The sequence below is a fragment of the Pseudomonas sp. TREG-RG-20F-10-E-6-01 genome, from assembly GCF_022662455.1.
GTDB lineage: Bacteria > Pseudomonadota > Gammaproteobacteria > Pseudomonadales > Pseudomonadaceae > Aquipseudomonas.
This window is the reverse complement of record NZ_JAKNQP010000002.1, coordinates 549178-575761: the sequence shown is the minus strand read 5'-3', so window position 1 is coordinate 575761 and position 26584 is coordinate 549178. Positions and strand designations below refer to the sequence as shown.

Annotated in this window: 28 protein-coding genes; 10 read left to right on the top strand and 18 right to left on the bottom strand. The window is 60.1% G+C overall.

The genetic code is table 11. The features are described 5' to 3' along the window. Nucleotides 1-144 precede the first annotated feature (144 nt). Nucleotides 145-414: a short-chain dehydrogenase gene (locus L8K08_RS09010; RefSeq protein ID WP_242195969.1), complete on the bottom strand. Its 270-nt coding sequence runs from the start codon at nt 412-414 to the stop codon at nt 145-147. A gap of 505 nt (nt 415-919) precedes the next feature. Between L8K08_RS09010 and L8K08_RS09005 the strand changes: the two genes are divergently transcribed. Both L8K08_RS09005 and L8K08_RS09000 read left to right on the top strand, forming a co-directional pair. Beyond that, entirely contained in the window at nt 920-1894 is a 975-nt protein-coding gene (locus L8K08_RS09005) for a hypothetical protein (protein ID WP_242195966.1), read from the top strand. Further along, nucleotides 1895-2260, top strand: coding sequence for a hypothetical protein (locus L8K08_RS09000; protein ID WP_242195963.1), 366 nt, complete (start codon nt 1895-1897; stop codon nt 2258-2260). A 61-nt stretch (nt 2261-2321) separates the two neighbouring features. Here the strand turns inward: L8K08_RS09000 and L8K08_RS08995 are convergent, their stop codons facing one another. The 6 genes from L8K08_RS08995 to L8K08_RS08970 all read right to left on the bottom strand — a co-directional run bounded on the left by L8K08_RS08995 (nt 2322) and on the right by L8K08_RS08970 (nt 6614). After that, complete coding sequence (locus tag L8K08_RS08995; protein ID WP_242195962.1) at nt 2322-3362, bottom strand: DMT family transporter; 1041 nt, start codon at nt 3360-3362, stop codon at nt 2322-2324. 68 nt (nt 3363-3430) lie between these two features. Then, nucleotides 3431-3766 (bottom strand): hypothetical protein, encoded by a 336-nt coding sequence (locus L8K08_RS08990; protein WP_106576263.1) that lies wholly within the window; start codon nt 3764-3766, stop codon nt 3431-3433. A 101-nt stretch (nt 3767-3867) separates the two neighbouring features. After that, nucleotides 3868-4221 (bottom strand): gamma-glutamylcyclotransferase family protein, encoded by a 354-nt coding sequence (locus tag L8K08_RS08985; protein WP_094950323.1) that lies wholly within the window; start codon nt 4219-4221, stop codon nt 3868-3870. A 9-nt stretch (nt 4222-4230) separates the two neighbouring features. After that, nucleotides 4231-4890 (bottom strand): M24 family metallopeptidase, encoded by a 660-nt coding sequence (locus L8K08_RS08980; protein WP_242195958.1) that lies wholly within the window; start codon nt 4888-4890, stop codon nt 4231-4233. A gap of 206 nt (nt 4891-5096) precedes the next feature. Next, on the bottom strand, nt 5097-5675 hold the full coding sequence (locus L8K08_RS08975; RefSeq protein WP_145159185.1) for a DUF4337 domain-containing protein: 579 nt from the start codon (nt 5673-5675) through the stop codon (nt 5097-5099). Between the two features lie 54 nt (nt 5676-5729). Further along, on the bottom strand, nt 5730-6614 hold the full coding sequence (locus tag L8K08_RS08970; protein ID WP_242195955.1) for a LysR family transcriptional regulator: 885 nt from the start codon (nt 6612-6614) through the stop codon (nt 5730-5732). Nucleotides 6615-6706: 92 nt separating this feature from the next. Between L8K08_RS08970 and L8K08_RS08965 the strand changes: the two genes are divergently transcribed. Next, complete coding sequence (locus L8K08_RS08965) at nt 6707-7675, top strand: NAD-dependent epimerase/dehydratase family protein (RefSeq protein ID WP_242195952.1); 969 nt, start codon at nt 6707-6709, stop codon at nt 7673-7675. Here L8K08_RS08965 and L8K08_RS08960 read toward each other — a convergent pair. Then, complete coding sequence (locus L8K08_RS08960) at nt 7662-8018, bottom strand: DUF2784 domain-containing protein (protein WP_242195949.1); 357 nt, start codon at nt 8016-8018, stop codon at nt 7662-7664. The genes L8K08_RS08965 and L8K08_RS08960 overlap by 14 nt on opposite strands. Before the next feature lie 238 nt (nt 8019-8256). Between L8K08_RS08960 and L8K08_RS08955 the strand changes: the two genes are divergently transcribed. Then, on the top strand, nt 8257-8946 hold the full coding sequence (locus L8K08_RS08955; protein ID WP_145159177.1) for an HAD-IA family hydrolase: 690 nt from the start codon (nt 8257-8259) through the stop codon (nt 8944-8946). A gap of 111 nt (nt 8947-9057) precedes the next feature. On the opposite strand, the gene L8K08_RS08950 is transcribed toward L8K08_RS08955, so the two are convergent. Next, on the bottom strand, nt 9058-9804 hold the full coding sequence (locus L8K08_RS08950) for a 3-oxoacyl-ACP reductase family protein (protein ID WP_242195946.1): 747 nt from the start codon (nt 9802-9804) through the stop codon (nt 9058-9060). Nucleotides 9805-9910: 106 nt separating this feature from the next. On the opposite strand from L8K08_RS08950, the gene L8K08_RS08945 reads away from it, so the two are divergent. Then, complete coding sequence (locus L8K08_RS08945; protein ID WP_242195943.1) at nt 9911-10834, top strand: LysR family transcriptional regulator; 924 nt, start codon at nt 9911-9913, stop codon at nt 10832-10834. Between the two features lie 106 nt (nt 10835-10940). On the opposite strand, the gene L8K08_RS08940 is transcribed toward L8K08_RS08945, so the two are convergent. The 3 genes from L8K08_RS08940 to L8K08_RS08930 form a co-directional block, all read right to left on the bottom strand. Further along, the gene (locus L8K08_RS08940; RefSeq protein ID WP_242195940.1) at nt 10941-11669 is read right to left on the bottom strand and encodes an aspartate/glutamate racemase family protein; all 729 of its coding nucleotides are present in this window, start codon (nt 11667-11669) and stop codon (nt 10941-10943) included. A 13-nt stretch (nt 11670-11682) separates the two neighbouring features. Beyond that, nucleotides 11683-13212: an NCS1 family nucleobase:cation symporter-1 gene (locus tag L8K08_RS08935; RefSeq protein ID WP_242195937.1), complete on the bottom strand. Its 1530-nt coding sequence runs from the start codon at nt 13210-13212 to the stop codon at nt 11683-11685. 471 nt (nt 13213-13683) lie between these two features. Beyond that, on the bottom strand, nt 13684-14418 hold the full coding sequence (locus L8K08_RS08930; protein ID WP_106576281.1) for a phosphoadenylyl-sulfate reductase: 735 nt from the start codon (nt 14416-14418) through the stop codon (nt 13684-13686). A 152-nt stretch (nt 14419-14570) separates the two neighbouring features. Here L8K08_RS08930 and thrH point away from each other — a divergent pair, with 152 nt between their 5' ends. Beyond that, complete coding sequence (gene thrH, locus L8K08_RS08925) at nt 14571-15188, top strand: bifunctional phosphoserine phosphatase/homoserine phosphotransferase ThrH (RefSeq protein ID WP_145159167.1); 618 nt, start codon at nt 14571-14573, stop codon at nt 15186-15188. Between the two features lie 69 nt (nt 15189-15257). On the opposite strand, the gene L8K08_RS08920 is transcribed toward thrH, so the two are convergent. The 6 genes from L8K08_RS08920 to L8K08_RS08895 form a co-directional block, all read right to left on the bottom strand. Further along, nucleotides 15258-15629: a transcriptional regulator gene (locus L8K08_RS08920; protein WP_242195934.1), complete on the bottom strand. Its 372-nt coding sequence runs from the start codon at nt 15627-15629 to the stop codon at nt 15258-15260. After that, nucleotides 15629-15931, bottom strand: a complete 303-nt coding sequence (locus tag L8K08_RS08915) for a type II toxin-antitoxin system HigB family toxin (protein WP_145159163.1) — start codon at nt 15929-15931, stop codon at nt 15629-15631. Before L8K08_RS08915 ends, L8K08_RS08920 begins: the two co-directional genes overlap by 1 nt. Before the next feature lie 227 nt (nt 15932-16158). Next, a complete protein-coding gene (gene pabB / locus L8K08_RS08910; protein WP_145159161.1) occupies nt 16159-17502 on the bottom strand; it encodes an aminodeoxychorismate synthase component I in 1344 nt (447 codons plus the stop codon). Between the two features lie 178 nt (nt 17503-17680). After that, nucleotides 17681-18667 (bottom strand): alpha-L-glutamate ligase-like protein, encoded by a 987-nt coding sequence (locus tag L8K08_RS08905; RefSeq protein ID WP_242195932.1) that lies wholly within the window; start codon nt 18665-18667, stop codon nt 17681-17683. Continuing rightward, the gene (locus L8K08_RS08900) at nt 18667-20199 is read right to left on the bottom strand and encodes an inactive transglutaminase family protein (RefSeq protein ID WP_106576285.1); all 1533 of its coding nucleotides are present in this window, start codon (nt 20197-20199) and stop codon (nt 18667-18669) included. Before L8K08_RS08900 ends, L8K08_RS08905 begins: the two co-directional genes overlap by 1 nt. 5 nt (nt 20200-20204) lie before the next feature. After that, nucleotides 20205-20741 carry an ATP-dependent zinc protease gene (locus tag L8K08_RS08895; RefSeq protein ID WP_119742081.1) on the bottom strand — a complete coding sequence of 179 codons (537 nt, stop codon included), beginning with the start codon at nt 20739-20741 and terminating at the stop codon, nt 20205-20207. A 270-nt stretch (nt 20742-21011) separates the two neighbouring features. Here L8K08_RS08895 and L8K08_RS08890 point away from each other — a divergent pair, with 270 nt between their 5' ends. The 4 genes from L8K08_RS08890 (at nt 21012) to acnD (ending at nt 26576) form a co-directional block, all read left to right on the top strand. Beyond that, nucleotides 21012-21707, top strand: a complete 696-nt coding sequence (locus tag L8K08_RS08890) for a GntR family transcriptional regulator (RefSeq protein ID WP_119742083.1) — start codon at nt 21012-21014, stop codon at nt 21705-21707. Nucleotides 21708-21718: 11 nt separating this feature from the next. Beyond that, nucleotides 21719-22612, top strand: coding sequence for a methylisocitrate lyase (gene prpB, locus L8K08_RS08885; protein ID WP_025854214.1), 894 nt, complete (start codon nt 21719-21721; stop codon nt 22610-22612). 42 nt (nt 22613-22654) lie between these two features. Continuing rightward, complete coding sequence (prpC, locus tag L8K08_RS08880) at nt 22655-23782, top strand: 2-methylcitrate synthase (RefSeq protein ID WP_242195929.1); 1128 nt, start codon at nt 22655-22657, stop codon at nt 23780-23782. 199 nt (nt 23783-23981) lie between these two features. Continuing rightward, nucleotides 23982-26576: a Fe/S-dependent 2-methylisocitrate dehydratase AcnD gene (gene acnD, locus L8K08_RS08875; protein WP_242195926.1), complete on the top strand. Its 2595-nt coding sequence runs from the start codon at nt 23982-23984 to the stop codon at nt 26574-26576. Nucleotides 26577-26584: the final 8 nt, after the last annotated feature.

The following is a 26584-nucleotide window of genomic DNA, read 5'->3' as shown; positions in this document are numbered from 1 at the left end:
GATCCGGCAGGTGCCATTGCAGCTCAGTGTATAGGCGTGCCCTTAAATTCTAAAGCGAGGGACGTGGCGTCAAATACGAGAAAACAAAGCCCCCAGGTTTCGGCAGAGACCTAGGGGGAAGTTTGAAAGCGTAGCGTTCTTAGATCATACGCGTGGTATATCCATCCGCCGCGCGATGACATCCAGCAAATCGCACCCATCGCGCAGCGGAATTGAGCAAAGCAACGCAAAATCGCTGAGCACAACTGCATCACTGCTTATTTCACTACGTAGGGCAAGGTTCTCAAGAACTTGGGTGACAGCCCGAAGCCGACAACTTGCGGCGTCGAGGAGGATTTCCAACGGCACGGTGGTATCGATAAAAAGGGCAGGGGTGGCGCTGTCGTTGCTGGTGAGGGCAGTGTATTGGTTCATGTGTGAAACTCCGGTTGTCAGAGAATAGCAACCACACATTTGTCGCCAAACAAAAGGGTGGCAGCTGTACGCAGGTTGGCGAACCGGGACAATCGGAAAAACCGGCAGACCCGAAGGTCTCCCGCGCACAGCTACCGTTGAGCAGCTTATTGCGCGCAGAAGCATCCCGCAAATACGCGTGGATGTTTCTTTCGATTTATCGTCGAGTCGCCAAACCCGATCGCCATGTGGGCGACCGAGCGACTATAGGCTTGGCGATTTTGAAGCGGTAGGTCGACGCTTCCCAATGGGCTGTAGGACGTTGCCTAGGTAATCTATCTCGATCAGATCCACGCAACTCCTTTGAATGATTGGGGCAGGTGATCAGCCAGAACCTGCAATCGTAGGAATTGGCCTCGATTGAAGTGGCCTGTTTCTGAAACATCAAAACCACCCCTATACGCGTCTTACCTCGGCAGTAGCGCCTTCTTATAGTCGTGCGCCTCAGTCACTTGGAAGTGCACGCATGCAGGGACCGTACGCATTTATCAACGAACGACCGCAGCCTTATCCCTTGCTCAAAATGAGCTTGGCGCTTGATCCGCATACTCACACCAAATTCGACGCCCTGAACCAGCACATCCGCAACACGCTGGTGTTGCCTGGGCAGTTGGTGATCATTGGCGATAGCCGAACTGCCGATTGCACCGCTGCAGAGGCACAGCTGATGCGCTCGGCGCAGAATATAAAGCTCGCCCTGTTGGCATACTCCGCAACTGACCAATTTCTGATCAAAAACCATGATCAATTGCAGTCCATATTGTCCTATTCGTCTGTTGGCATCGGCAGTGCCAGCAGTGCCTGGAGTAAGCATCTAGCGCAGGTCGAGAAGACCCTTATGGAAATCGAGGATTTGCATAAGCAGTACTTGAGAAAGGGCACCACGGGGGCAAGGGAAGAGTTTCTGGTTAAGCGTAGGGCGCTGTTTGCAAGGTTGGATACTCAAATTTCGGGGATGGCGCGTTTGGGTACGGGCTTGAGAAACGAAGGTTCGATTAAAAAAATGCTCGGGATTTCCAGTAAAAGCTACTGGCATTATGGAGAAATCAGTGGGTATGAGGAGAGGGTCAAGCGTTTAGCCAAGGCTTCGCAGATGTTAAAGGCGGGGACTTATATTGGTATAGCACTGGATGTTGGGGCCACGGCGCTGGAGATATCGGAGGCGTGTTCCACGGGCCGTGAGCAAGAGTGTACGCAGGCGAAATATGTTGAAGCAGGCAAGTTGGTGATGGGAGTGGGCGGCGCATCCATAGGCGGGACACTTGGTACTCTTGTCGGTACCAGTGCTTGCGCCATCGTTTTTGGCATACCTACAGCGGGCGCCGGAGCTTTGGCATGCGCCATCGTCGGCGGTGCTGCGGGCGGCCTCGCCTCAGGTAAGCTCGGAAGCAGCGCTGGAGAGTTCGTAGGTAAATTTCTCTATAAGTCCGTGGAGAATTGAATGTATCTGGAATATTTTGTATTAGGCTCATGCGCCCTCTTGCTACTAAGCTTCCCAATCATGTTTTCTGCCATGTTCAAAAAACTCGATGCCGCGGAGCGCTATCTGCAATACAGCAGCTATATAGTCGGATGCAGGCACACTTTTCGTAATGCGCCCTTTCAGGGAAGGCCTCAACGCGTATACGCCATGGCTACTGTCATTCTTATCCCAAAAGTCATTCAGTGGAGAGGCATGGTACTTGTTGAGGATGTTGAAAAAATACCTCGGCATCTAAAGTACTGGATGGTCATACCAACTTTCGTGACCTGTCTCTCCCTCTTCGGTCTCATCATCAGCTGGTTTTTTATTGACGATTGGCCTTGAAAAGAAGGGCGACTCTACCTCGCCCTTTCCCATAATGCCCGGTCGCTTTGCCGTCAGTGCCTCAATGCCGATGCCGATGATGCACATCCGGAAAGTGCGCATGGCTATGCTTCATCACGCTGTGAACATGCACATGACTGTGCGGCTGCGTCGGGTCCCACTCGAACCCATGCTCATGCTGATGATGTTCATCATGTACGTGCCGATGCCCGTGTTCCGTCGCGTCATGCAGATGTTCATGCGCATGCCGCTCTGTCAGGTGCAACCACACGCCCACGGCCATCAGCGCCGACGCAATCCAGAACGCCACCGTCATCGACTCCCCGAACGCCAGCAAGGACACCGCCGCCCCAAGGAACGGCGCCGTCGAGAAGTACGCTCCGGTGCGCGCACTGCCCAACCCGCGCAAGGCCAAAACAAACAGGACCAGGCTGATGCCGTACCCCAGAAACCCCACCAGCAAGATCGGCGCCAGCTGCGCCACACCCGGCATCTGCGCTCCGAGGTACAGCGCGAGGCTGCAGTTCACCGCCCCGGCAATCAACCCTTTGGCGCCGGCGATGAACAATGCGTCCGCCGCAGACACCTTGCGCGTCAGGTTGTTATCGATGCCCCAGCACAAACAGGCCACTGCCACGGCCGCCGGCCCGAGCCAATCGTGGCTGGCGCCGCCGGCGTCGGACCAGGACAGCACTACGCCGCCCAGCACAATGGCGATCATCCCGAACACAATGCGCCGGTCGGCATTTTCTCTGAACACCCGCCAGGCGATGACGGCGGTCAACACTGATTCAAGGTTGAGCATCAGTGAGGCGGTCGTGCCGGCGGTGCGGGTCAGGCCGAACATCAGTGCCACCGGCCCGAGGATGCCGCCGAACGCGATGGCGCCGATCAGCCACGGCCATTCAGCCGGGGTGAGCCCGGTGGGTTTCCAGCCACGATCACGGATGAGGCGCACGCCTGCGAGGCCGATGCCGCTGCCGAGGTAGAGCAGGCCGGCGAGCAGTATGGGCGAGAGGCCCAGGCCGAGGCTTTTGGCGAGCGGGGTGCTGGCGCCGAACAGCGCAGCAGCGGCGAGTGCGTAAAGGATACTGAGGTTCATGGGCCGTCCTCGAAGGTCTGGCCCATGATACGTCGCTTGTCGGGCTCAATGCCCTGGCAACTTCCGGCTTATTGCGCGGTTTTCAGCTTGATCACATCACCGGAGATTTTGGTGGTGTAACCGCTCAGCACCCAGGCCCAGAACCAGTTTTCCTGCACTTGGGTGTTGATCAGCGCGTCGCCGCCTTTGGCCTTGATGGCCGCAGTCTGGGCGCGCACGAAGCGGCTGTTCTGACCGATCGGGATGACGCCGAACAACATGATGCCGGTAGCGCTGGCTTCACTGTGGCCCAAAACGGTGTATTGGCTGCTGTCGTACTGCGGGGATTTGATGGCGGTGCCGGTGCAGCCTGCGAGGGTAAAACCGAGAACAGCTGCTGCAACCACTTTACTGACGTACTTCACTGTGTAACTCCATGGACTGACCCTCGAGATTCAATTCTCGAGGGGGCGCCACTTTAATCTGAGCACTGGCAGATTGAAATCAATTGCCCGCAATTTCATCTTCAGGCTTGCACGTAGACCCACGCTGTCAGGCCCGAGGCCAATGCCACTGACACACGCTTGTAGTCCGACACCTCGTAGGCATCCGCCGCGGCCAGTTCCTGCTCGTTGATCTGAAAGACCATGCCTTCAACGCTGGCAGCCTTTTCTTCGGTCGGCGCGACAATCGGGTGGTGGGTCTTGCCGCTGGTGGCCAGCACTTCGGGGTCGGTGATTTCGACCCAGCTTTGCGAATAGCCGAGCATCGCGTCGTGCTGGCCGACCAGTTCCCGGCCAAAGTTGGCGAGTTGCACGGCCTTGTCTTGCAAGGTGCCGTAGGAAAACAACAGCACGGGGAATTGGGTGGAGTGTTCCATGGGTATTCCTTAAGCGAGTAGGTCTTCGTAAAAAGCGCCGTAGGGCTTGCTCGGGTGGGCAATCTGAATTTCCAGGATCCACAGCCCGGCGTTCGGGCAGTGCTCGAAATCCCCCAGGTCGCCGCCACGGTGGATCGCGTGGGGGAAGTCGCTGACGCGGTGGCCCTTGATGTCCAGGTTCAGTTGCCAGCCCATGGCCTTGGCGTGTTCCTCGGCGTAGCGGTACAGCTCAAGGCCTACGACCTGGCCATTTTTCCAGCGCGATTGTACGCGCTCGAACAGTACTTTGGCGGCGCTGGCGCAGGCGATCATTTCAGGGTCGTTGCCGGTGGCAAAGGTGGCGCCGGCGTCACCTTCGTGGCCTTGCCACACGGCGCCCATGTCGATAAAGAAGATATCGTTTTCACCCAGCACCGGGTCGCCGTCCGAGCGCTGGTTGAAAGCCTTGAGGGTATTGGCGCCAAAGCGCACCAGCAGCGGATGCCAGATGCGTTGCATGTCGAGCTCGGCGAGTACCTGTTTGCCCAGCTCACGCGCTTGGGATTCGAGCATGCCGGGGCGAATGCGTTGGGCGAGGTGGTTGATGGCTTGCCAGGTCATGGCCTGGGCGTAGCGCATGGCGTCGATACTGTAGGCGGCGCCCACGGCTTCTTTGGGTTGTGCAGTCACCGGTTACCCCTCGCGTTGAACAGCATCAGGCGTTATGCGTTTTACTATATAGCGATGTGATGGCGAACCCAATTCCGAAAACACCGCAGAACCAATGTGGGAGCTGGCTTGCCTGCGATAGCGGTGGCACAGCAAACATTAATGTTGTTTGACCCACCGCCATCGCGGGCAAGCCCGCTCCCACATTTTTGACTGTGTTCAGTCTGTCAGAGGTGTAGCCACGCCAAGGCGCCCAGTACTACGGCCACACCGCCAGCGGTGTAGGACATGCGTTTGAGCCATTCCTTGCGTGTCAGCAACGTAATCGCCGCCAACGAAATCGCGATCTGAATCGCCGTCATCGCCTGCGCCCAACGGTGATGCTGGTGCAGCGCCTCTTCGGATTTCTGATCCCATTCCTTGGAGGTCGCCTCAAGCTTTTCGGCCTGTTTGCGCACGTCTTCCTTCTGGCTCTTGTAACGCTCGATCTCATCCTTGTAATGCGCAGCGTCCACGCCGGGAATATGCGTGGCCAGTTCGGCCAGGTTCTGCCGGCTGGATTTGGCCTGGTAGTAGTTCCACTGGTTGGCGGCTTCGGTCTTGATGATGGCGGCGTTGTTCTTGTCCATCGCCGCTTCGCTTTCGGTGGAGCCGGCCTGGTAGCTGAGCATGGCGCCGAGGGTGGCCATCAGCGCGGTCATCACGGCGATGCGGCTGGCAAAATTGTCACCGCGCCCGTGCGCATGTTCGGTGGTGTGTTCGATGTGTTTTTCGTGGGGGCTGGGGACTTCGAAGGCTTCGGACATGGGGGCGTCTACGAACGGAATGAGGGAGACTGATTCTTTACCAACCAAGCTGTCTCAAGCCTGTACGTAACGCTGCAAACCCGCCACTAACGCATCAAAGGTCACCCGGCAGCGCGGGCTGTTGCGCAGGTCTTCGTGCATGGTCACCCAGGTGTCCATCTTGAACGCGAACGCCTGCGGCAATACCCGTTGCAGGCGCGGGTTCTGTTTGGCCAATTGCACCTGGCACCCGCCGATGCCGGCGCCGGCGCGGATCAGCGCCAGTTGCGCCAGGTCACTGTCGCTGCTGATGGCAAAGGCGCTGCGTTCAAAGCCCTTGAAGGCCAGGCTGCGGATAAACGCGGTTTCCTGGTCGAAGCCGATCACTGAATGACCGACCAGGTCCTGCATTTGCACAGGCATGCCGCGTTCTTGCAGGTAATCGTCACGGGCGTGCAGGCCGACTTCAATCAAGCCGACACGCCGCGCCAGCAGTTGCTCCTGGCTGGGGCGGACCATGCGCACAGCGATGTCGGCCTCCAGTTGCAGCAGGTCGATCAGGCGGTTGGTCAGGATCAGTTCAACCCGCAGGTGCGGGTGCTGGCGGCGCAGCGCGGTGATGATCGGCGGCAGCACTTCCACGCCGATCACTTCACTGGCCGAGACCCGCACCACCCCGCGCACTTCATCGCCTTGAGAAGACGCCGCGCGTTCCAGGGCGGCGGCGGTGCGCTCCATGGTTTCAGCATGGGCGCGCAAGGTGTGCGCCACGGCAGTTGGCAACAGCCCCGTGGGTGAACGGGTAAAAAGCACCACGCCCAGCGCCGCTTCAAGCGCGGCAATGTGCCGGCCGACCGTGGGCTGTGTAATGCCAAGCTGCCGTGCGGCCCCCGACAACGAGCCTTCCTTGAGTACACCAAGGAACGATCGGTAAAGCTCCCAACCAATATGTGTAGCCATGCATAAATGTATAGCGGCTGGATGCTCTTCGGCAATTTATCTATAGCGACGCTGCACACAAAATGACCTCGCCGACAACATGGGAGCAGGTCATGAGCAAAGTTCTGGTACTGGGTGCAACGGGCGGGATTGGCGGTGAAGTGGCACGGCAGATGCGCGCGGCGGGTTGGCAAGTGTGTGCGTTGACCCGGGATGTGGACAAGGCCCGGCGTGAGAACTCGTCCTTTTCCTGGATCAAGGGCGATGCGCTCAATCGTCAAGACGTGCTTGCCGCCGCGCGTGGCTGTGCGGTGATCGTGCATGCGGTCAACCCGCCGGGCTATCGCAATTGGGCGGAACGGGTGGTGCCGATGATCGACAACACCATTGCGGCGGCCATCGCCGAAGGCGCGACGATTGTGCTGCCCGGCACGGTCTATAACTTCGGGCCGGATGCGTTTCCCGTGTTGCACGAAGACTCGCCTCAACACCCGCAAACCCGCAAGGGCGCGATCCGGGTGCAATTGGAGCAGCGTTTGGAACAGGCGTCCCGCCAGGGCGCTCGCGTGTTGATCGTACGGGCCGGGGATTTCTTTGGCGCCCGTGTCGCCAACAACTGGTTTGCCCAGGGCCTGGTCGAACCCGGCAAGCCGGTGCATGTCGTCAGCTATCCGGGCGCGCCGGGTGTGGCGCACCAATGGGCGTACTTGCCGGATGTGGCGCGCACCATGCTCGCGCTGATTGAACGCCGCGAAACGCTCGAGGCGTTCGCGCGCTTTCATATGGCGGGGCATGAGGATATGGATGGCACGCAGATGACTCAGGCGATCCAGCGGGCAGTCTTGCGCAGGACCGGTCATCAACCCCGCGCAGGCCGCTTCCCCTGGTGGTTGATGCGAGTGATCGCGCCCTTCGTGGTCACGGTTCGCGAGATGCTGGAGATGCGCTACCTGTGGCAAACCCCGCTGCGGATGGATAACCAGCGTTTGCTGGATACCTTGGGCCGCGAACCACACACGCCGCTGGATCAAGCGGTCGAAGCCACCCTGGCTGACCTGGGTTGCCTGCCTACGCCTGCCTGACCAGGCGCACATACACCGCGATATTGATCAGCAACACCAACGCGCCAAGCATCAGTTGAATGTTCGGAGTCAGCCCGGCCGGGTAGATCAGCGTGAGGAGGTAATGCTCGATAAACCCGCCGCCATAACCGTCCTGCCCGGCGAGGTGGCGAAACAGGTTTTCCCAGCGGGTGAGCGGGCAGGGCAGGTGGAACACTTCCACGGCCACGCCCCAGGCGGCAGCGGGCAAGTGCAGCCACATGACCGGCCGCCACTTGAGCGCCAGCAGCCCGCCGAACAACACGAACAGGATGAAACACAGGTGAAACAGCACCAGGCTGTCGGCGGCTACGCGATAGAGCATGTCGGGTTCGCTTTTAAAAGTGAGTCACAGACAGAACAGGCAACACCTCAGCATAATGACAGTGTTGGTCCTTAACCGAGTTGTTTTTGCGGGTAGTCGATAAGCTCGGCAGTTTTTTCGGTGTGTTCAGTAAGGCAGGAGAGGAAGGGCGGATTGCTCATCGCAACGGTTGCTTGCAGGCAACCATGACCGTTATTGTGCTGAACCCTTTTAGTCCTTCCCCCAAGGTTCTGTTGTGATGAATGCACCGCGTATTGCAGTCGGTCCAATCAAGGCCGTGATTTTCGATATGGACGGGTTGTTGCTGGACACTGAAGGCATCTACACCGAAGTCACGCAGATCATCGCCGAACGTTACGGTCGCACCTACGACTGGGGGATCAAGCAGCACATCATCGGCCGAGGTGCCCAGGACCTGGCCGACTATGTGGTGAAAGCGTTGGACTTGCCGATCACGCCGGCTGAGTTTCTGGAAATACGCGAACCGCTGATGAGCGAGCGTTTCCCCAAGGCCTTGGGCATGCCCGGCGCCGAAGCGCTGGTGCGGCACTTGAACGCGCATAACATCCCGATTGCGGTGGGCACCAGCTCGTCGCGTCATTCATTTGGCCACAAAACCACATTGCACCGCGAATGGTTTGGCCTGTTCGGCACCATCGTCACCGCTGACGACCCGGAAGTCGGCGCCGCCAAACCGTCACCGGATATCTTCCTCACCGCTGCACGCCGCTTGGGCGTAGCGCCAGAAGATTGCCTGGTGTTCGAAGATTCACCGTTTGGCGTGACGGCCGCAAAAGCTGCCAACATGACGGCCATCGCCGTGCCGGATGAAGCCATGGCCGACAGCAAGTACGCGCATGCCGACCAGATCATCCGCAAACTCGCAGACTTTGACCTGGCCGCCTACGGCCTCCCTCCCATGCGCTGACTCAGCACAGGCCAAAAAATGTGGGCGCTGACTTGCCTGCGATAGCGACCTTGAGGACGCCATCGCAGACAAGCCAGCTCCCACATTGGGTTTTGCTGTTCTCCAGAACCCTCAGGCGCTGAAGCCACCATCGATGGTCAAGCTGGCACCCGTGATATACCCGGCTTCCGGCCCCGCCAGATACGCCACGAAACTGGCAATCTCCTCCACGCGGCCATAACGTCCCACTGCCATCAACCCGATCAATGTTTCGGCAAACTCGCCGCTCGCCGGGTTCATATCGGTGTCCACCGGCCCAGGCTGCACGTTGTTAATCGTGATGCCGCGCGGCCCCAGGTCCCGTGCCAAGCCCTTGGTCAGCCCCACCAGCGCCGCCTTGCTCATCGCGTACGGCCCGCCGCCGCCGAACGGCATGCGCTCGGCATTGGTGCTGCCGATATTGATCACGCGGCCGCCTTCGCTCATATGTTTGGCCGCTTCCTGCGTGGCAATGAACACGCTGCGCACATTGATCGCCAGGGTCTGGTCGAAGTCTTCCAGCTTGAAGTCTTCCAGTGGCGCGATGGCCAGCACCCCGGCGTTGTTGATCAGGATATCCAGGCGCCCGAAGGCGTCGACGGTGGCGTTGACGGCAGCGCGAATCGCTGTGGCATCGGCGCTGTCGGCCTGTATCGCCAGGGCTTGGCCGCCTGCGCTGATCACGCTGTTTTGCAACGCTTCGGCTTTTGCGGCCGAGCTGACGTAGGTAAAGGCGACGGCTGCGCCCTGCGCGGCCAGGCGTTTGACGATGGCGGCACCGATGCCGCGGGAACCGCCTTGAATCAAGGCGACTTTGCCAGTGAGGTTGTGTGCAGTCATGTCGATCTCCAAGTAGTTGATGGGGTGAGTATCGACCTCGTCCCGCCGACCCGGTAGACCGTGATTGCTATAGTCTGTGTAAACCAAAAGTTTGCAATGAGGCGATATGGAAAGCTTTGGCGGTATCGAATGTTTTGTACGCAGCGCCGAAGGCGGCAGCTTTGCCGAGGCCGCCAGGCACTTGAGCCTGACACCGGCGGCGGTGGGTAAAAGCGTCGCCAAGCTGGAGGCACGCCTGGGTGTGCGGCTGTTCCAGCGCAGCACCCGACGCCTGACCCTGACCGAGGCCGGCAAGCTGTTCCTCGAGGAGGTCAGTGGCAGCCTCACCACCATCCAGAACGCCGTGGCCAACCTGGCCAGCGCCGAAGGGCGGCCGGTGGGCACGCTTAAAGTCAGCATGGGCACGGTGTTCGGCAATCGTTATGTGGTGCCGTTGCTGGCGGAGTTTATGCGGCGCTTTCCGGACATCAGCCCGGATTGGCATTTCGATAACCGTCAGGTCGACCTGGTCGGTCAAGGCTTCGACGCTGCCATTGGCGGTGGTTTTGAACTGCCCCAGGGCGTGGTGGCGCGCAAGCTGAGCCCCGCGCATCGAGTGCTGGTGGCCTCCCCGGATTACCTGGCGCAACGCCTGCCGGTGCACGCGCCCGAAGATTTATCGCGGTGCCTGGGCATCCTGATCCGCTCGCCGCAAACCGGCCGCGTGCGTACCTGGCAACTCACCGGCCCGGACCGTGAACAACGCCCGCTGGTACTCAAACCGCGCATGACCATGAGCGACTCCGAAGCCGCCTGCTGCGCCAGCGCTCAAGGCCTGGGCATTGCGCTGGTGAGCATGCCGATGGCCGTGCCGTTTCTGGACAGCGGTGCGGTGGTGCGGGTGTTGCCCGACTGGTACGTCGACGACGGCAACATCTCCCTGTACTACGCCGAGCACAAACTGCTGCCCGGCAAGACCCGGGTGTTTGTGGATTTCATCATTGAGCAGTTTGCCGAGCAGCAACTGGGGCGACGGTTCAGCGCCATTTGATTCCGGCGGCCTACCGAGGCGCGGCCATCGCGGGCAAGCCCGGCTCCCACTTTTAATCGCATTCCCCTGTGGGAGCCGGGCTTGCCCGCGATGCAGGCGACGCGGTCTACCGGCCGAACTGACCCGGCCAGCCAATGACTTTCTTCGGCCTCGGCGTGGCGTAAGTCCTGATCTTCGACGTCGACAACCCCAACCGCACCAGCGATTCGGCAATGGTCACCGCGGCCGTCACCCCATCCACCACCGGCACGCCGGTGCGCTGGCGAATCTGTTCATCCAGCCCGGCCATGCCGCCGCAGCCCAGGCAGATCACCTCGGCCTTGTCGTCGTGAATGGCCCGTTCCGCCTGACGCACGATGGCTTCCATCGCCGCCAGCGGGTCTTCTTCCAGTTCCAGCACTGCCATGCCACTGGCGCGTACCGAGGCGCAGCGCTGGTACAGGCCGGCGAGTTTCAAGCGGTCTTCAATCAACGGCACAGTGCGATCCAGGGTGGTGACTACTGAATAGGCGTGCCCCAGGAACATTGCTGTGCTGGCGGCTGCTTCAGTGATGTCCACCACTGGCACGTTCAACAGCTCCTGCAACCCTTCACGGCCATGTTCGCCATAGCCGGCCTGGATCACCGCATCAAACGGCTGGTCGTAGGCTATCACGCGGTCCATCACCGCGATGGCGGCCAGGTAGCTTTCGAAATTGCCTTCCACTGATTCGGCGCCGAAGTAAGGCGTGAGCCCGACAATCTCAGTGCCTGGCGAGGTGACGGCCCGCGCCTGCTGGGCAATGGTTTCAGTGATGGATTCGGTGGTGTTGACGTTGACCACGAGGATACGCATGGAATGTCCTTGATTAATGACTGACGTTATCGACTGCAATGCTTTCGCCACTGACATCGGCGTAGTGCGGCCGACGCTTGGCGATCAAGAGGTACAACAGCCCTGCAATACCGGCGCCAAACAGCCAGGAAAACGGGGCGACGCTGGCAAAGCCGGGCAACAGCGCCAGCAGAATTGCGATCACCGCTGCGGGAATAAACGCCGCGACCGCACGTAAATTGACTCCGCGGCTGTAGTAATAAACGCCATTGGGGTCTTCGCTATACAGCTGCAATACGTCCACCTGGCTTTTACGGATCAGCCAGTAATCGACCATGATCACCCCGTACAGCGGCCCCAGCAGTGCGCCCAGGCCCGAGAGGAAATACACGATCACCAGCGGGCTGTTGTAGAGATTCCACGGCAGGATCAGCACTGCCAGCGTGGCGCTGATCAACCCGGCGCGGCGAAAGTTCAGGTACTTGGGCGCCAGGTTGCTGAGCACAAACGCGGGGGCAACGAAGTTGGCCATGATGTTGACCGCTACGGTAACAATCAGGAAGGCCAGGCAGCCGAGCACCAGGAAGAAGGTATTGGGAATGGCCGCGATGATTTCGGTCGGGCTTTCGATCACCCGGCCATTGAGCTGGAACTGCCCGCCGCAGAGCAGCACGGTGATTGCGGCAAACACCAGGATATTTACCGGCAAGCCCCAGAAGTTGCCGACCAGGATGGTCTTGCGGCAGGGCGAGGAACGGGCGAAGTCGCAGAAATTGAGGATCAGCGTGCCGTAGATCGTCAGCCACAACGCGCCACCGGCAAAGATATTGCGCCACATCTCGCCGCCGCTCAGCGGTTCGCGGATCGACCAGGCAATATTGCCGCCGACCTGGAAGTACATCCAACCGGCCAGCGAAGCCACCGTCACCAGAATCACCGGCCCGGCGAACGCCTCGTAGCGGCGCACCATTTCCATGCCGTAAGCCAGGATCATCAGCTGCACAAACCAGATCGCCACGAAACACGCCCAACCGAGGGTCGACAGGCCGAGGATGGAGTTGTGGTCATAGTCGGCAAACCCTGGATGAATGGCCGACAGCAGCACGCGGAAAACCACCGAGGCCAGGTAGGTCTGGATACCAAACCAGGCAATCGCAATGACCGCGCGAATCAACGCCGGAATCTGTGCACCGTGGATGCCGAAACTGATGCGGCTGATCACCGGGAAGGGCACCCCGGTCTTCTGGCCCATAAACCCCGACAAGTTCATGAAGAAGTACACCAGCGCTGCGCCGATCCCCAGCGACATCAAAATCTGCCAGCCGCCAAGGCCCAAGGCATACAGGCCGATGGCAAACGAATAGTTGGCGATGTTGTGCACGTCATTGGTCCACAGCGCAAAGATGCTGTAGCGGCCCCAACGTCGGCCTTCAACCTTGGTGGGCGCCAGGTCTTTGTTGTGCAAGCGCGGGCTGAGCACGAGCGGGCCGGGGCTTGCCGCCACAGGGTTCAGGACGGAGGAGGGCAGATCCAGTGCGATGTTATTCGAGAGGCTTGTACGCATTCCGGCAGGCTCCGGCGCATCTGCTGAAACGTCGCAGATGGCAAAGTGTATGTATGTTTTGTATTTATTGTATACAAAGCGTAATTCACCTTAAGCCACATGCGTGCCAGTTTTCGATCTATAAAAACTGTGTTTAATTTCGTTTTTACTGATTATTAAAATAACTAGCTGAATTTAAAGCGATATAAATTGACCGTTTGAACAGGTATTTATTTTTAAGTGGGGAGGCGCTCTCTTGGAGAGGCAAGCAGCACGCGGGGATGGGTGTTACGTTTTGGTGCGGTGCAATATGAATTGCACACATAAATGGCACCGATAGTTACATAGGTGTGTACAAAATTTTTGTCCCCCCCACAAAGCAAATGTGGGAGCGGGCTTGCCCGCGATAGCGATCTATCAGCCAACAATTCATTGACTGACACACCCTCATCGCGAGCAAGCCCTCTCCCACATTTTTTACTGCGACAGACCTCAGGCCTTGCTGATGATATTCCCAGCGTGCAGCCCACATTCCTTCTGCGTGGCTTCTTCCCACCACCAGCGGCCTTCGCGTTCGTGCTGGTTCGGCAATACTGGCCGGGTGCACGGCTCGCAGCCGATGCTGATAAACCCGCGCTCATGCAGGCTGTTGTACGGCAGCTCGAGCATGCGGATGTAACCCCAGACTTCCTCGCTGGTCATTTGCGCCAGCGGGTTGAATTTGTACAGGGTGCGCTCGGGCGTAGAGAATGCCGTGTCAATTTCCAACGCCGCCACCTGGCTGCGGGTGCCGGGGCTCTGGTCACGGCGTTGGCCGGTGGCCCAGGCGCTCACGCCGGACAGTTTGCGGCGCAGCGGTTCGATCTTGCGCACACCGCAGCATTCGCCATGGCCATCCTTGTAGAAACTGAACAGGCCCTTTTCCTTGACGAAGGGTTCCAGTTTGCTCTGGTCTGGCGAGATCAACTCGATGTCGATCTTGTAGAACTCGCGCACCTGTTCGATGAACCGGTAGGTCTCCGGGTGCAGGCGCCCGGTGTCGAGGCTGAACACCTTGACGTTCTTGTTCAGCTTCCAAGCCATGTCTACCAGCACCACATCCTCGGCGCCGCTGAAGGAAATCCACAGGTCATCACCGAACTGGCTGAACGCCAGCTTGAGAATGTCCTGGGCGGATTTGTTGGCATAAGTCGTGGCGAGTTCAACGACGTCGAAGGCTTGGTTCATCAGGAGGGTTCCTACAGGTCAGTGGCGCTGAGCGCTCTATAGGGAAGCGATGGTACCAAAATCCGCCCTGCGTTGCGGCGCAGAGCTTGAGTCGCTAGAGTTCGGCAGTCCTTTTGCTCGCTCAACTAACAACATCTAAATGGGAGTGTCTTGTGGAAATTGCCTGTCTCGACCTGGAAGGGGTGCTGGTTCCGGAAATCTGGATCGCCTTCGCCGAAAAAACCGGTATTGAATCCCTGCGCGCCACTACCCGCGACATTCCCGACTACGACGTGCTGATGAAGCAACGCCTGCGCATCCTCGACGAGCATGGGCTCAAGCTTGCCGACATCCAGGAAGTAATCGCCACCCTTGAGCCGCTGGACGGCGCCATTGAGTTCGTCAACTGGCTGCGCGAGCGTTTCCAGGTGGTGATCCTGTCCGACACTTTTTACGAATTCTCCCAACCGCTGATGCGCCAGTTGGGTTTTCCGACCTTGCTGTGCCACCGCTTGATCACCGATGAAAACGACCGGGTGGTGAGTTACCAACTGCGTCAAAAGGACCCGAAGCGCCAATCCGTGCTGGCATTCAAGACCCTCTACTACCGCGTGATCGCCGCCGGCGATTCCTACAACGACACCACGATGCTGGGCGAAGCTGACCGTGGGATTCTGTTCCATGCGCCGCAGAACGTGATTCGCGAGTTCCCGCAATTTCCCGCGGTGCATACGTTTGAGGATTTGAAGAAAGAGTTCATCAAAGCGTCGAATCGGGCGTTGAGCCTGTAAGTTTTTCAGCGCTGCTGATGGCCGCTTCGCAGGCAAGCCAGCTCCCACATTTGGTCGGGTTCACACAGTTCAACCTGTGGTGGCTGGCTTGCCTGCGAGCAACCGATCATAAGGAATACTCAAGCCCTCATGCAGGCGCTTGATCATCGCCAGGCTCAGCTTGCGCTTGTGGTTCAGCACTTCAGACACTCGCCCGCTCGTGCCGATGAAAGGCTCAAGGTCACGGGCGGTCATGCCTAGCTGCTCCATGCGAAATTTGATCGCTTCCACCGGGTCCGAGGGCGGCATGGGATAGTGTTCCGCTTCGTATTTCTCAATAAGGACAGCGAGGATCTCCAGCTCGTCACCCTCCGGCGAGCCGATCTCGGCCCCCCATAATTGCTCGACGCGTGCGAGCGCCGCCGCCAGGTCTTGCTGGGAATGAATGGGTTTTATGTTCATCACACGGTCTCCGCGTTGATCTGGTCGTAGTGCGCGTGGGTTCCCACGAAGCGTATGAACCCCAGCTGGCGCTGATAATCGATTGCCATGATCACTCGATACTTGTTGCCACCCACGTTGAACACAACCCTGCCGCCTTTGAGAATGCTGGCTGTTCTGAGCTCTGCTTTGAGTGCCTGTGGCGTCTGGTAAGTGGTCTTCTCCATATGACGGTACAACTCGACCAGGGGTGTTTTGGCATCGGTACAGGCGGGATGGCTTTCCCAGAATGTTCGTAAGGCAGACAGAGCGATTATGCGCATCGCTGCAACCTCCCAATTTGGGAGATGGTAGGCCCGGTGAGGTGGATATGCAATCGCGGAAATAATTTCTGACGAGTAGGCAGTCGCTTCATGTGATCCTTCACAAACGGCGGGTGGACGTGGACGCTGGACGCTATCCTCCAGGCCACACGTCGTCCACGACTGTTCTGATGCAGGCTTTTTCGGCAGCTCGGCTCTGCGTCTGAGCCTCAGGCAGGGCTGGGCTGCTACAAGCTTTCCAACGTTTGTAACAACACCCGCACTTTCGTCAGCGACTCCTGATACTCCGCCTCCCACTGCGAGTCCGCCACGATCCCGCCACCGCCCCAGCAGCACACCTGCCCATCCTTGACCAGCAAACTGCGAATCGCGATGGAGCTGTCCATCTCGCCGCGCACATCCAGGTACACCAACGAGCCGCAGTACAACCCGCGCCGCGTGGGTTCAAGCTCATCGATGATCTGCATGGCGCGAATCTTCGGTGCGCCGGTGATGGAACCACCGGGGAAGCTGCCGGCGATCAGGTCGAGTGCGTCCTTGTCGTCGGCCAAGGTGCCAGTGACGCTGCTCACCAAGTGATGCACGTTGGGGTAGCTTTCCAGGCTGAACAACTCCGGCACTTTCACCGAGCCGGTGCGGCAGGTGCGGCCCAGGTCGTTGCGCAGCAAGTCAACGATCATCAGGTTTTCGGCGCGATCCTTGGGGCTGACCAGCAGCTCGGCGGCGTGGGCCGCGTCTTCTTCGGGCGTCAGGCCGCGCGGGCGGGTGCCTTTGATCGGGCGGGTTTCGACGCGGCGCTCGCTGATGTGCACGAAGCGCTCCGGCGACAGGCTCAGCACTGCGCCGTCGTCCGGCAGGCTCTGGAACCCGGAAAACGGGGTAGGGCACGCCTCACGCAAGGCGCAGTAAGCCGCCCACGGATCGCCGACGCACGGCGCGCGAAAGCGCTGGGCAAAGTTGACCTGGTAGCAGTCGCCGGCCTGGATGTACTCCTGAATGCGCACGATGGCCTGCCGGTAAGCGTCGGCGGTCAGGTCCGCAACCATGGGGCCGTGCAGTTTGAAGCTGGCCTGGGTGTCGACAACTTCAGCGTTGAACAGCGCAATCAGGCGTTGTCGTTCGCTGTCGATCAGCGAAGGGTGGAAGACCAGCTGACTGCTCTGCACCCGGTGGTCACTGATCAGCGCCCAGGCATACAGCCCAAAGCGCGCGTCCGGCAGGTGCAGGTCGTCCACCGCCAAGTGCGGCATGTGTTCCAGGTGGCGGCCGAAGTCGTAGCTCAGGTAACCGATCAAGCCGCCAGCGAACGGCAACTCATAGCCAGCAGGTAAACCCGCCTCACCCAACTGCGCGAGGTTTTCGCGCAAGCGTTGCAGGAAATCACTGCCGTTTTCGTCAGGCCGTACCGTCAGCGTTTCCACTGGCCAGGCGCTGAGCAGGTCATAGCGCCCGCGTTCGGCAGCCGGGCGGCCGCTGTCGAGCAACACTGCGCCGGGAGCGTGACGAATCGCCGCGAAGTAGTCGGCGGGGTTGGCCCGGTAGGGCAGCGGGTGTACAGAGCAGGTCGACATGCGGGGTGGATCAGCTGTTGGCTTGGGGGAGGCGATTGTAGTCCCCCGAAGGGTTTGGTCCTAGAGCGCGGTTTAAATGGGGGCAGCGGGCTTACTCGCGAAGACGGCGTGTCAGTCCCGGTTGTGTTGAATGGCACTCCGCTTTCGCGAGCAAGCCCGCTCCCACAGTTGAGTGGCGTCAGCCTTCAACGGCGGGAATATGCCCAAACATCTCCTGCACGAACTTCACCCGCTCTTGCGGCGTTTCCGTCACGCCCGCAGCTTTCAACTCTTCCAGCCGCGCTTCCACCGCATGGGTGCGCAACGTCAGGCCGCAGTCGTTGGCAATCTGGATATTCAGCCCCGGCCGCGCGTTCAGCTCGAGGATCAGCGGGCCTTTTTCCTGGTCCAGCACCATGTCCACGCCGATGTAACCCAGCCCGCACAGCTCATAACAGCTGGCCGCCAACTTCATGAAACCGTCCCAGTTGGGCAGTTGCACGCCATCCACCGCGTTGGTGGTGTCGGGGTGTTTGGTGATGATGTTGTTCAGCCAGGTGCCGCGCAGCGTCAAACCCGTGGCCAGGTCGACACCCACGCCAATCGCGCCCTGGTGCAGGTTGGCCTTGCCGCCGGATTGGCGCGTCGGCAAGCGCAGCATGGCCATGACCGGGTAACCCATCAGCACAATGATGCGGATGTCCGGCACGCCTTCGTAGCTGATGCTCTTGAAGATCTGGTCAGGCACCACGCGGTATTCGATCAGCGCGCGGTCACGGTGGCCGCCCAGGGAATACAGGCCGGTGAGGATGCTGGAAATCTGGTGTTCGATTTCTTCATGGCTGATGATCTTGCCGGACACCGTGCGATAGCGCCCTTCAAACCGGTCGGCCACCACCAGGATGCCATCGCCGCCGGCGCCCTGGGCCGGCTTGATCACGAAGTCGCTGCGCCCACCGATGATCTCGTCGAGCTTGTCGATTTCCTTCTCGGTGGAAATGATCCCGTACATTTCCGGCACATGAATGCCGGCCGCCATGGCCCGTTCCTTGGTGATGATCTTGTCATCCACAATCGGGTACAGGCTGCGCTTGTTGTACTTGAGCACGTAGTCGGCGTTACGCCGGTTGATGCCCATGATCCCCCGCGCTTCCAGGGCCTTCCAGGTTTTCCAGAAGCCGAACATTACGAATCAGCCTTGAGGAAGGCCTTGAAACGCACCAGTTCGGTCAGGCGGTAGCCGCGATAACGACCCATGGCCAGCATGAAACCCACCAGGATCAACAGGACTGCCGGGAAGGTGAACACAAAGTAGATCAGCTCCGGCACGCTCATGATGATGTGCGCCAGCGAGGCGGCGAACAGCGTACCAATCGCCACTTTCAGCGCATGGTTGGCGCCGCGTTCTTCCCAGGTGATCGACAGGCGTTCGATGGTCATGGTCAGAATCACCATCGGGAACAGCGCCACCGACAGCCCGCGCTCCAGGCCCAGCTTGTGGCTGAACAAACTGATGGCTGCAATCAGCACCACCACGAAGGTCAGCACCACCGACAGCCTCGGCAGCATCTGCAGCTTCAAGTGTTCCAGGTACGACCTGAGCGACAAGCCCAGCGCGGTAATAATGGTGAACAGCACAATGCCAAAACCCAGTTGCGTCTCGCGAAACGCCAGGGCGATCAGCACCGGGGTGAAGGTGCCCAGCGTCTGCAGGCCGATCAGGTTGCGCAGGATCAGAATCACCAGCACGCCAATCGGGATCATCACCATGATCATGAAGGTCTGCTGGGTTTGCAGCGGCAGGCCGTACAGCGAGTATTCGAGGAAGTTGGCGTCGGTGTTCTCGTCGGTCAGCTTGGCCAGGCGAATCGCGTTCATTTCGCTGTTGTTCAGGCTGAAGGTCACCATGGCTTTCTTGCCGCCATCTACCGTGATCAGGTTTTCATCGCCGGTCCACCACAGCAGGCGGTCAGCGGGCAGGCCTTGCTCGCCGGTTTCCGGGTTGAAATACAGCCAGTCATTGCCATTGAAGCTGCGCAGCCACAGTTCCGGGGTTTGCGGCTGGTCGGCGACGAGGCGGATGGTGTGGACTTTTTCCACCGGCACATGGGCGATGGACAGCAATAACTCGACGATCTTGGCCTTGTGCGGCGTCGACGGGTCGCCCGCCAGCAGCAGCTTCACATTGTCGTCGTTGAGGTTGTTGGTGCGCTTGATCGCTTCGGTAATAAAGGTTTCGACGTCGGCCGAATGCTGGCGGATCGGCGCCAGCAAGGCTTCGGCGGCGATTTTTTCCGGGCCTTCCACAGCAATGCTGTCGCGGAAGGTCGGACCTTTGACCTTGACCTTTTCGCCGCTGTAACGCTTGGTCAGCACCAGGCGGTAATACAGCGTCTGGTTGCCCTTGGCGCGGCGCGCCGACCAGGTGACCTTGCGGTTACCGTCGGTGCGGTTGACGCTCACGCCGTAGTTATTGGAGATGAAACTCTCGTTGAGGCTGACGAAGTCGCGGCTCAGGGGCGGCACGAACATCGAGATCTTCACCGGGTCTTTGGGGCTGGCGACAAACTCGACCTTGGCGTCGATGTTCCACAGGTCGTCGGTGGCGTCCTCGGTGACGGGAATCCCCAGCACGAAAATCTGGTAGGCGGTGACCGAAATACCCAGCACCACCAAAATGGTGATGAGGATTTTCAGGTGCAGGGTCAGAGAGCGCATTCGGTTTACTCGGCGGTAGGAGCGTCAGCGGCGCAGGCAGGTTTGCCCGCTGCGTATTTAAGACTGGGGTCGACCAGCGCATCAAAGCGTTTCAAGGCTTCGGAGCCGATCAGCAGCGGGTATTGGAATGCGCTGCGGTCAGTCAAGTTCACTTCGATGCTGCGTAAAGCAGTGCCCATGCAGATGTCCAGGGCGATCACTGGGCGGGCGGTGTAGTTCTTGTCCTCATCGGGGTCGTAGTCACCGGCGCGGCGTTTGATTTTGCTGACGCGGGCCAGGGGGCGTTCGATGGGGTGGGAATGGGCGGTGTCGATGGCCAGGTAGAAACGTACCCAGGACTCACCGTTGCGTTTGAAGCGCTTGATGTCGCGGGCGCTCAACGAGGCGGTCTTGGCGCCGGTGTCGAGTTTGGCCGCCACTTCCAGGTCAATGCCCGCCAGTTTCGCGTATTCATTCAGGCCATACACGGTCTTCTCGGCGGCGCCGCCAAGGCTGGGTATGCACGCTAGGCAAAACATTAAAAGGAAGGGCTTGAGTCTCATAGATCCTGAGGCGCTGCAGTGCGATGTTTAATTCAAGGCGACTGGCATTGCTGCGCAATCTCGGGTGCGCCGTTTCATCAAGTGATGTCAGGCAAAAGCGGCGGGCATTCTAACATGATGCTTTTTTGGCGCCAGCGCTGGCAGGCGGCCATGCCCCTATTCAGCGCAGAAGGAGTTATTAGACGATTGTCGACAATGTTGATTTATTCTTTGACTATTTTGGCTTGAGTGGCTAGTTTTTGCGGCATTGCTTTTAAAGGTGTCGACAATATGCTGGATCAACTGGAAACCCCAGTGGTGGCGCAAGACGATTCCCAGACCATGTCCGAGAACGTCTTCCGGCGCATCCAGGCCGCCATCGTCAAAGGCGAAATCGCCCCCGGCAGCAAGATTTCCGAGCCGGAACTGGCCCGCACCTACGGCATCAGCCGTGGCCCGCTGCGCGAAGCCATCCACCGCCTGGAAGGCCAGCGCCTGCTGGTGCGCGTGCCTCACGTTGGCGCGCGAGTGGTGTCCTTGAGCCATGCCGAGCTGATCGAACTCTATGAAATCCGCGAGTCCCTGGAGGGCATGGCCTGCCGCCTGGCCGCCGAGCGCATGACTGACGCGGAAATCGAAGAGCTGCGCCAGGTGCTTCATACCCATGAACGCGACGAAGCGTTCCAGGCCGGCCTGGGCTACTACCAGCAGGAAGGCGACTTCGATTTTCATTACCGGATAATTCAAGGCGCCGGCAATCGCACCCTCACCCAAATGCTCTGCGGCGAGCTGTACCAATTGGTGCGCATGTACCGCATCCAGTTCTCCGCTACGCCCAATCGTCCACGCCAGGCTTTTGCCGAGCACCACCGCATTCTTGACGCGATTGCCGATCGCGACGGTGAACTGGCCGAATTGTTGATGCGCCGGCATATCGGCGCCTCCAAACGCAACATTGCCCGTCACTTCCCCGACGGCACTTCCTGAAGAGGTGAGTCATGAGTTCTAACAATAAAAGTACACCCGGCCAGCGTTTCCGTGACGCGGTCGCCAGCGAACATCCGTTACAGGTCGTTGGCGCGATCAACGCCAACCACGCGCTGCTGGCCAAGCGCGCCGGTTTCAAGGCGATTTACCTGTCGGGTGGCGGCGTGGCGGCGGGTTCTCTGGGCGTGCCAGACCTGGGCATCACGGGCCTGGATGACGTGTTGACCGACGTGCGCCGCATCACCGACGTGTGCGACCTGCCGCTGCTGGTGGACGTGGACACCGGTTTTGGCTCCTCGGCCTTCAACGTGGCGCGCACGGTCAAGTCGATGATCAAGTTTGGCGCGGCCGCTATCCATATCGAAGACCAGGTCGGCGCCAAGCGCTGTGGCCATCGCCCGAACAAAGAAATCGTGTCCCAGCAGGAAATGGTCGACCGCATCAAGGCCGCCGTGGATGCGCGCACCGATGACAGTTTCGTGATCATGGCGCGCACTGACGCCCTCGCCGTCGAAGGTTTGGAGTCGGCACTGGAACGCGCCGCCGCCTGCATCGAAGCCGGCGCTGACATGGTGTTTCCCGAAGCCATCACTGAGCTGGAGATGTACAAGCTCTTCGCCTCCCGCGTGAAGGCACCGATCCTGGCCAACATCACCGAATTTGGCGCGACGCCGCTGTACACCACCGAACAGTTGAAATCTGCCGATGTTTCCATCGTGCTGTACCCGCTCTCGGCCTTCCGCGCCATGAACAAGGCCGCCGAGAATGTCTACACCGCGATCCGTCGCGATGGCACTCAACAGAACGTGATCGACACCATGCAAACCCGCATGGAGCTCTACGATCGCATCGACTACCACACCTTCGAGCAGAAGCTCGACGCGCTGTTCGCCGCGAAAAAGTAAAGAACGCGCCTCCCTGAATAACTACAAAATTGGAGAACAACCATGGCTGAAGCAAAAGTATTGAGTGGCGCCGGCCTGCGTGGCCAGGTGGCCGGGCAGACCGCACTGTCCACCGTGGGCCAGGCCGGCGCCGGCTTGACCTATCGCGGCTACGACGTGCGTGAACTGGCCGCCGATGCGCAATTTGAAGAAGTCGCCTACCTGCTGCTGTACGGCGAATTGCCAACCCAAGCCGAACTGGCGGCCTACACCGCCAAACTCGGCAAGCTGCGCGACTTGCCGCAGGCGCTCAAAGAAGTGCTGGAACGCATCCCCGCCGACGCCCACCCGATGGACGTGATGCGCACCGGCTGCTCGTTCCTGGGCAATATCGAGCCCGAAAAAGACTTCAGCGTGCAGCGCGATGTCACCGACCGCCTGCTTGCCGCTTTCCCGGCGATCATGTGCTACTGGTATCGCTTCAGCCACGATGGCAAAAAGATTGACTGCGTGACCGACGAGCCGAGCATCGGCGGCCATTTCCTGCACCTGTTGCATGGCAAGAAGCCGAGCGAGTTGCACGAGAAGGTCATGAATGTGTCGCTGATCCTTTACGCCGAGCATGAATTCAACGCCTCGACGTTCACCGCCCGTGTGTGTGCCTCGACCCTGTCCGACCTGTATTCCTGCGTCACCGCCGCCATCGGTTCGCTGCGCGGCCCGCTGCACGGCGGCGCCAACGAAGCCGCGATGGAAATGATCGAGCGTTTCGGCTCGGCCGAAGAAGCCGTCGAAGGCACCCTCGGCATGCTGGCGCGCAAAGACAAGATCATGGGTTTTGGCCACGCGATCTACAAAGACAGCGACCCGCGTAATGAAGTGATCAAGGGCTGGTCGAAAAAGCTCGCTGACGAAGTGGGCGACAAGGTGCTGTTCCCGGTCTCCGAAGCCATCGACAAGACCATGTGGGAGCAGAAGAAACTGTTCCCCAACGCCGACTTCTACCATGCCTCGGCGTACCACTTCATGGGCATCCCGACCAAGCTGTTCACGCCGATTTTCGTGTGCTCACGCCTGACAGGCTGGGCCGCGCATGTGTTCGAGCAGCGCGCCAACAACCGCATCATCCGTCCAAGCGCCGAGTACATCGGCGTTGAGCAGCGCAAGTTCGTGCCAATCGAACGTCGCTGAGTGAGGAGACCGACGAGCCCGGGATGGGTATGAGGTCAAATGTGAGAGGGGGCTCGCCCCCGATAGCAGCCTGTCAGTTGATACAGCTGGCACTGAGCAACCGCCATCGGGGGCAAGCCCCCTCCCACATGTTGATCAGATTCCCATTCTGGATCAGCACAGGTCTTCCTTTTGTAACTACCGTGACCGAGTCCTGACGATGAACACTGAATTTCGCAAACCGCTCCCTGGCAGCCGCCTGGATTTCTACGACGCCCGTGCGGCAGTCGATGCAATCGCCCCCGGCGCCTACGCCACTTTGCCGTACACCTCCCGCGTGCTCGCCGAGAACCTGGTGCGCCGTTGCGACCCGGCCACGCTCAATGCGTCCCTGAGCCAACTGATCGAACGCAAGCGCGACCTCGACTTCCCCTGGTTCCCGGCGCGTGTGGTGTGCCACGACATCCTCGGCCAGACCGCCCTGGTCGACCTTGCCGGCCTGCGCGACGCCATCGCCCTGCAAGGCGGTGACCCGGCCCAGGTCAACCCGGTGGTGCCGACCCAGTTGATCGTCGACCACTCCCTGGCGGTCGAAGCCGGTGGTTTTGACCCGGATGCGTTCGAGAAAAACCGCGCCATCGAAGACCGTCGCAACGAAGACCGTTTTCACTTTATCGAGTGGACCAAAAAGGCCTTCAAGAACGTCGACGTGATCCCGCCGGGCAACGGCATCATGCACCAGATCAACCTGGAGAAAATGTCTCCGGTGATTCAGGTGCGTGACGGCGTGGCATTCCCGGATACCTGCGTCGGCACCGACAGCCACACCCCGCATGTGGACGCCCTGGGCGTGATCGCCATCGGCGTTGGCGGCCTGGAGGCCGAGAGCGTGATGCTCGGTCGCGCGTCGTGGATGCGCCTGCCGGAAATCATCGGCGTCGAACTCACCGGCAAGCTGCTGCCCGGCATCACTGCCACCGACATGGTGCTGGCGCTGACCGAATTCCTGCGTAAGCAGAAAGTGGTGGGGGCGTGGCTGGAATTCTTCGGCGAAGGCGCCTCCAAGCTGACCCTGGGCGACCGCGCGACCATCTCCAACATGGCCCCGGAATACGGCGCCACCGCGGCGATGTTCTACATCGACCCGCAGACCATCGCCTACCTGAAACTCACCGGCCGCGAAGACGAACAAGTCACCCTGGTCGAGCAGTACGCGCGTCACACCGGCCTGTGGGCGGATGACTTGAAAGGCGCGCAATACGAGCGCGGCCTGACCTTCGACCTGTCCAGCGTGGTGCGCAACATGGCCGGCCCGAGCAACCCGCACGCGCGCGTGGCCACCAGCGACCTGGCGTCCAAGGGCATCTCCGGCCAGTGGGACGAAGTGCCGGGGCAAATGCCTGATGGTGCGGTGATCATCGCCGCTATCACCAGTTGCACCAACACCAGTAACCCGCGCAACGTGATCGCCGCCGGCCTGCTGGCGCGTAACGCCAACAAGCTTGGGCTGACGCGCAAGCCGTGGGTCAAATCCTCGCTGGCGCCGGGTTCGAAAACCGTGGCGATGTACCTCGACGAAGCGGGCTTGACCCACGAATTGGAGCAGCTGGGTTTTGGTGTTGTGGCATTTGCCTGCACCACCTGCAACGGCATGTCCGGCGCACTCGACCCGGTGATCCAGCAGGAAATCATCGACCGCGACCTGTACGCCACCGCCGTATTGTCGGGCAACCGCAACTTCGACGGGCGCATTCACCCCTACGCCAAGCAAGCGTTCCTGGCTTCGCCGCCGCTGGTGGTGGCTTACGCGATTGCCGGCACCATCCGTTTCGACATTGAAAAGGACGTGCTGGGTCTCGACGCCAACGGCAAGGAAATCCGCCTGCAGGACATCTGGCCCAGCGATGAAGAAATCGACGCGGTGGTCAAGGCTTCGGTCAAGCCGGAGCAGTTCCGCGCGGTCTACATCCCGATGTTCGCGATCCACGAAGACACCGGCCCCAAAGTCGCGCCGCTGTACGACTGGCGCCCGCAAAGCACCTACATCCGCCGCCCGCCGTATTGGGAAGGCGCGCTGGCCGGTGCGCGTCCGCTCAAGGGCATGCGCCCGCTGGCGGTGCTGCCGGACAACATCACCACCGACCACCTGTCGCCGTCCAACGCGATCATGCTCGACAGCGCCGCGGGCGAGTACCTGGCGAAAATGGGCTTGCCGGAAGTCGACTTCAACTCTTACGCGACTCACCGCGGCGACCACTTGACCGCGCAACGCGCGACCTTTGCCAACCCGAAACTGTTCAACGAAATGGTCCAGGAAAACGGCAAGGTCAAGCAGGGTTCCCTCGCGCGTATCGAGCCGGAAGGCCAGGTTACGCGGATGTGGGAAGCCATCGAAACCTACATGGAACGCAAGCAGCCGCTGATCATCATTGCCGGCGCCGACTACGGCCAGGGCTCGTCCCGCGACTGGGCGGCCAAGGGCGTGCGCCTGGCCGGTGTGGAGGCGATTGCCGCCGAAGGCTTTGAGCGTATCCACCGCACCAACCTGGTGGGCATGGGCGTGTTGCCGCTGGAGTTTCTGCCGGGCACCGACCGCCACACCCTGAACATCGACGGCAGCGAAACCTATGACGTGGTCGGCCAACGCACCCCGCGTGCGCAACTGACCCTGGTGATCAACCGCAAAAATGGCGAACGTGTTGAAGTGCCGGTGACCTGCCGCCTGGACACCGCCGAAGAAGTGTCGATCTACGAGGCGGGCGGCGTGTTGCAACGTTTTGCCCAGGACTTCCTGGAATCGGCGGCGACCGCCTGAGGGGTTAA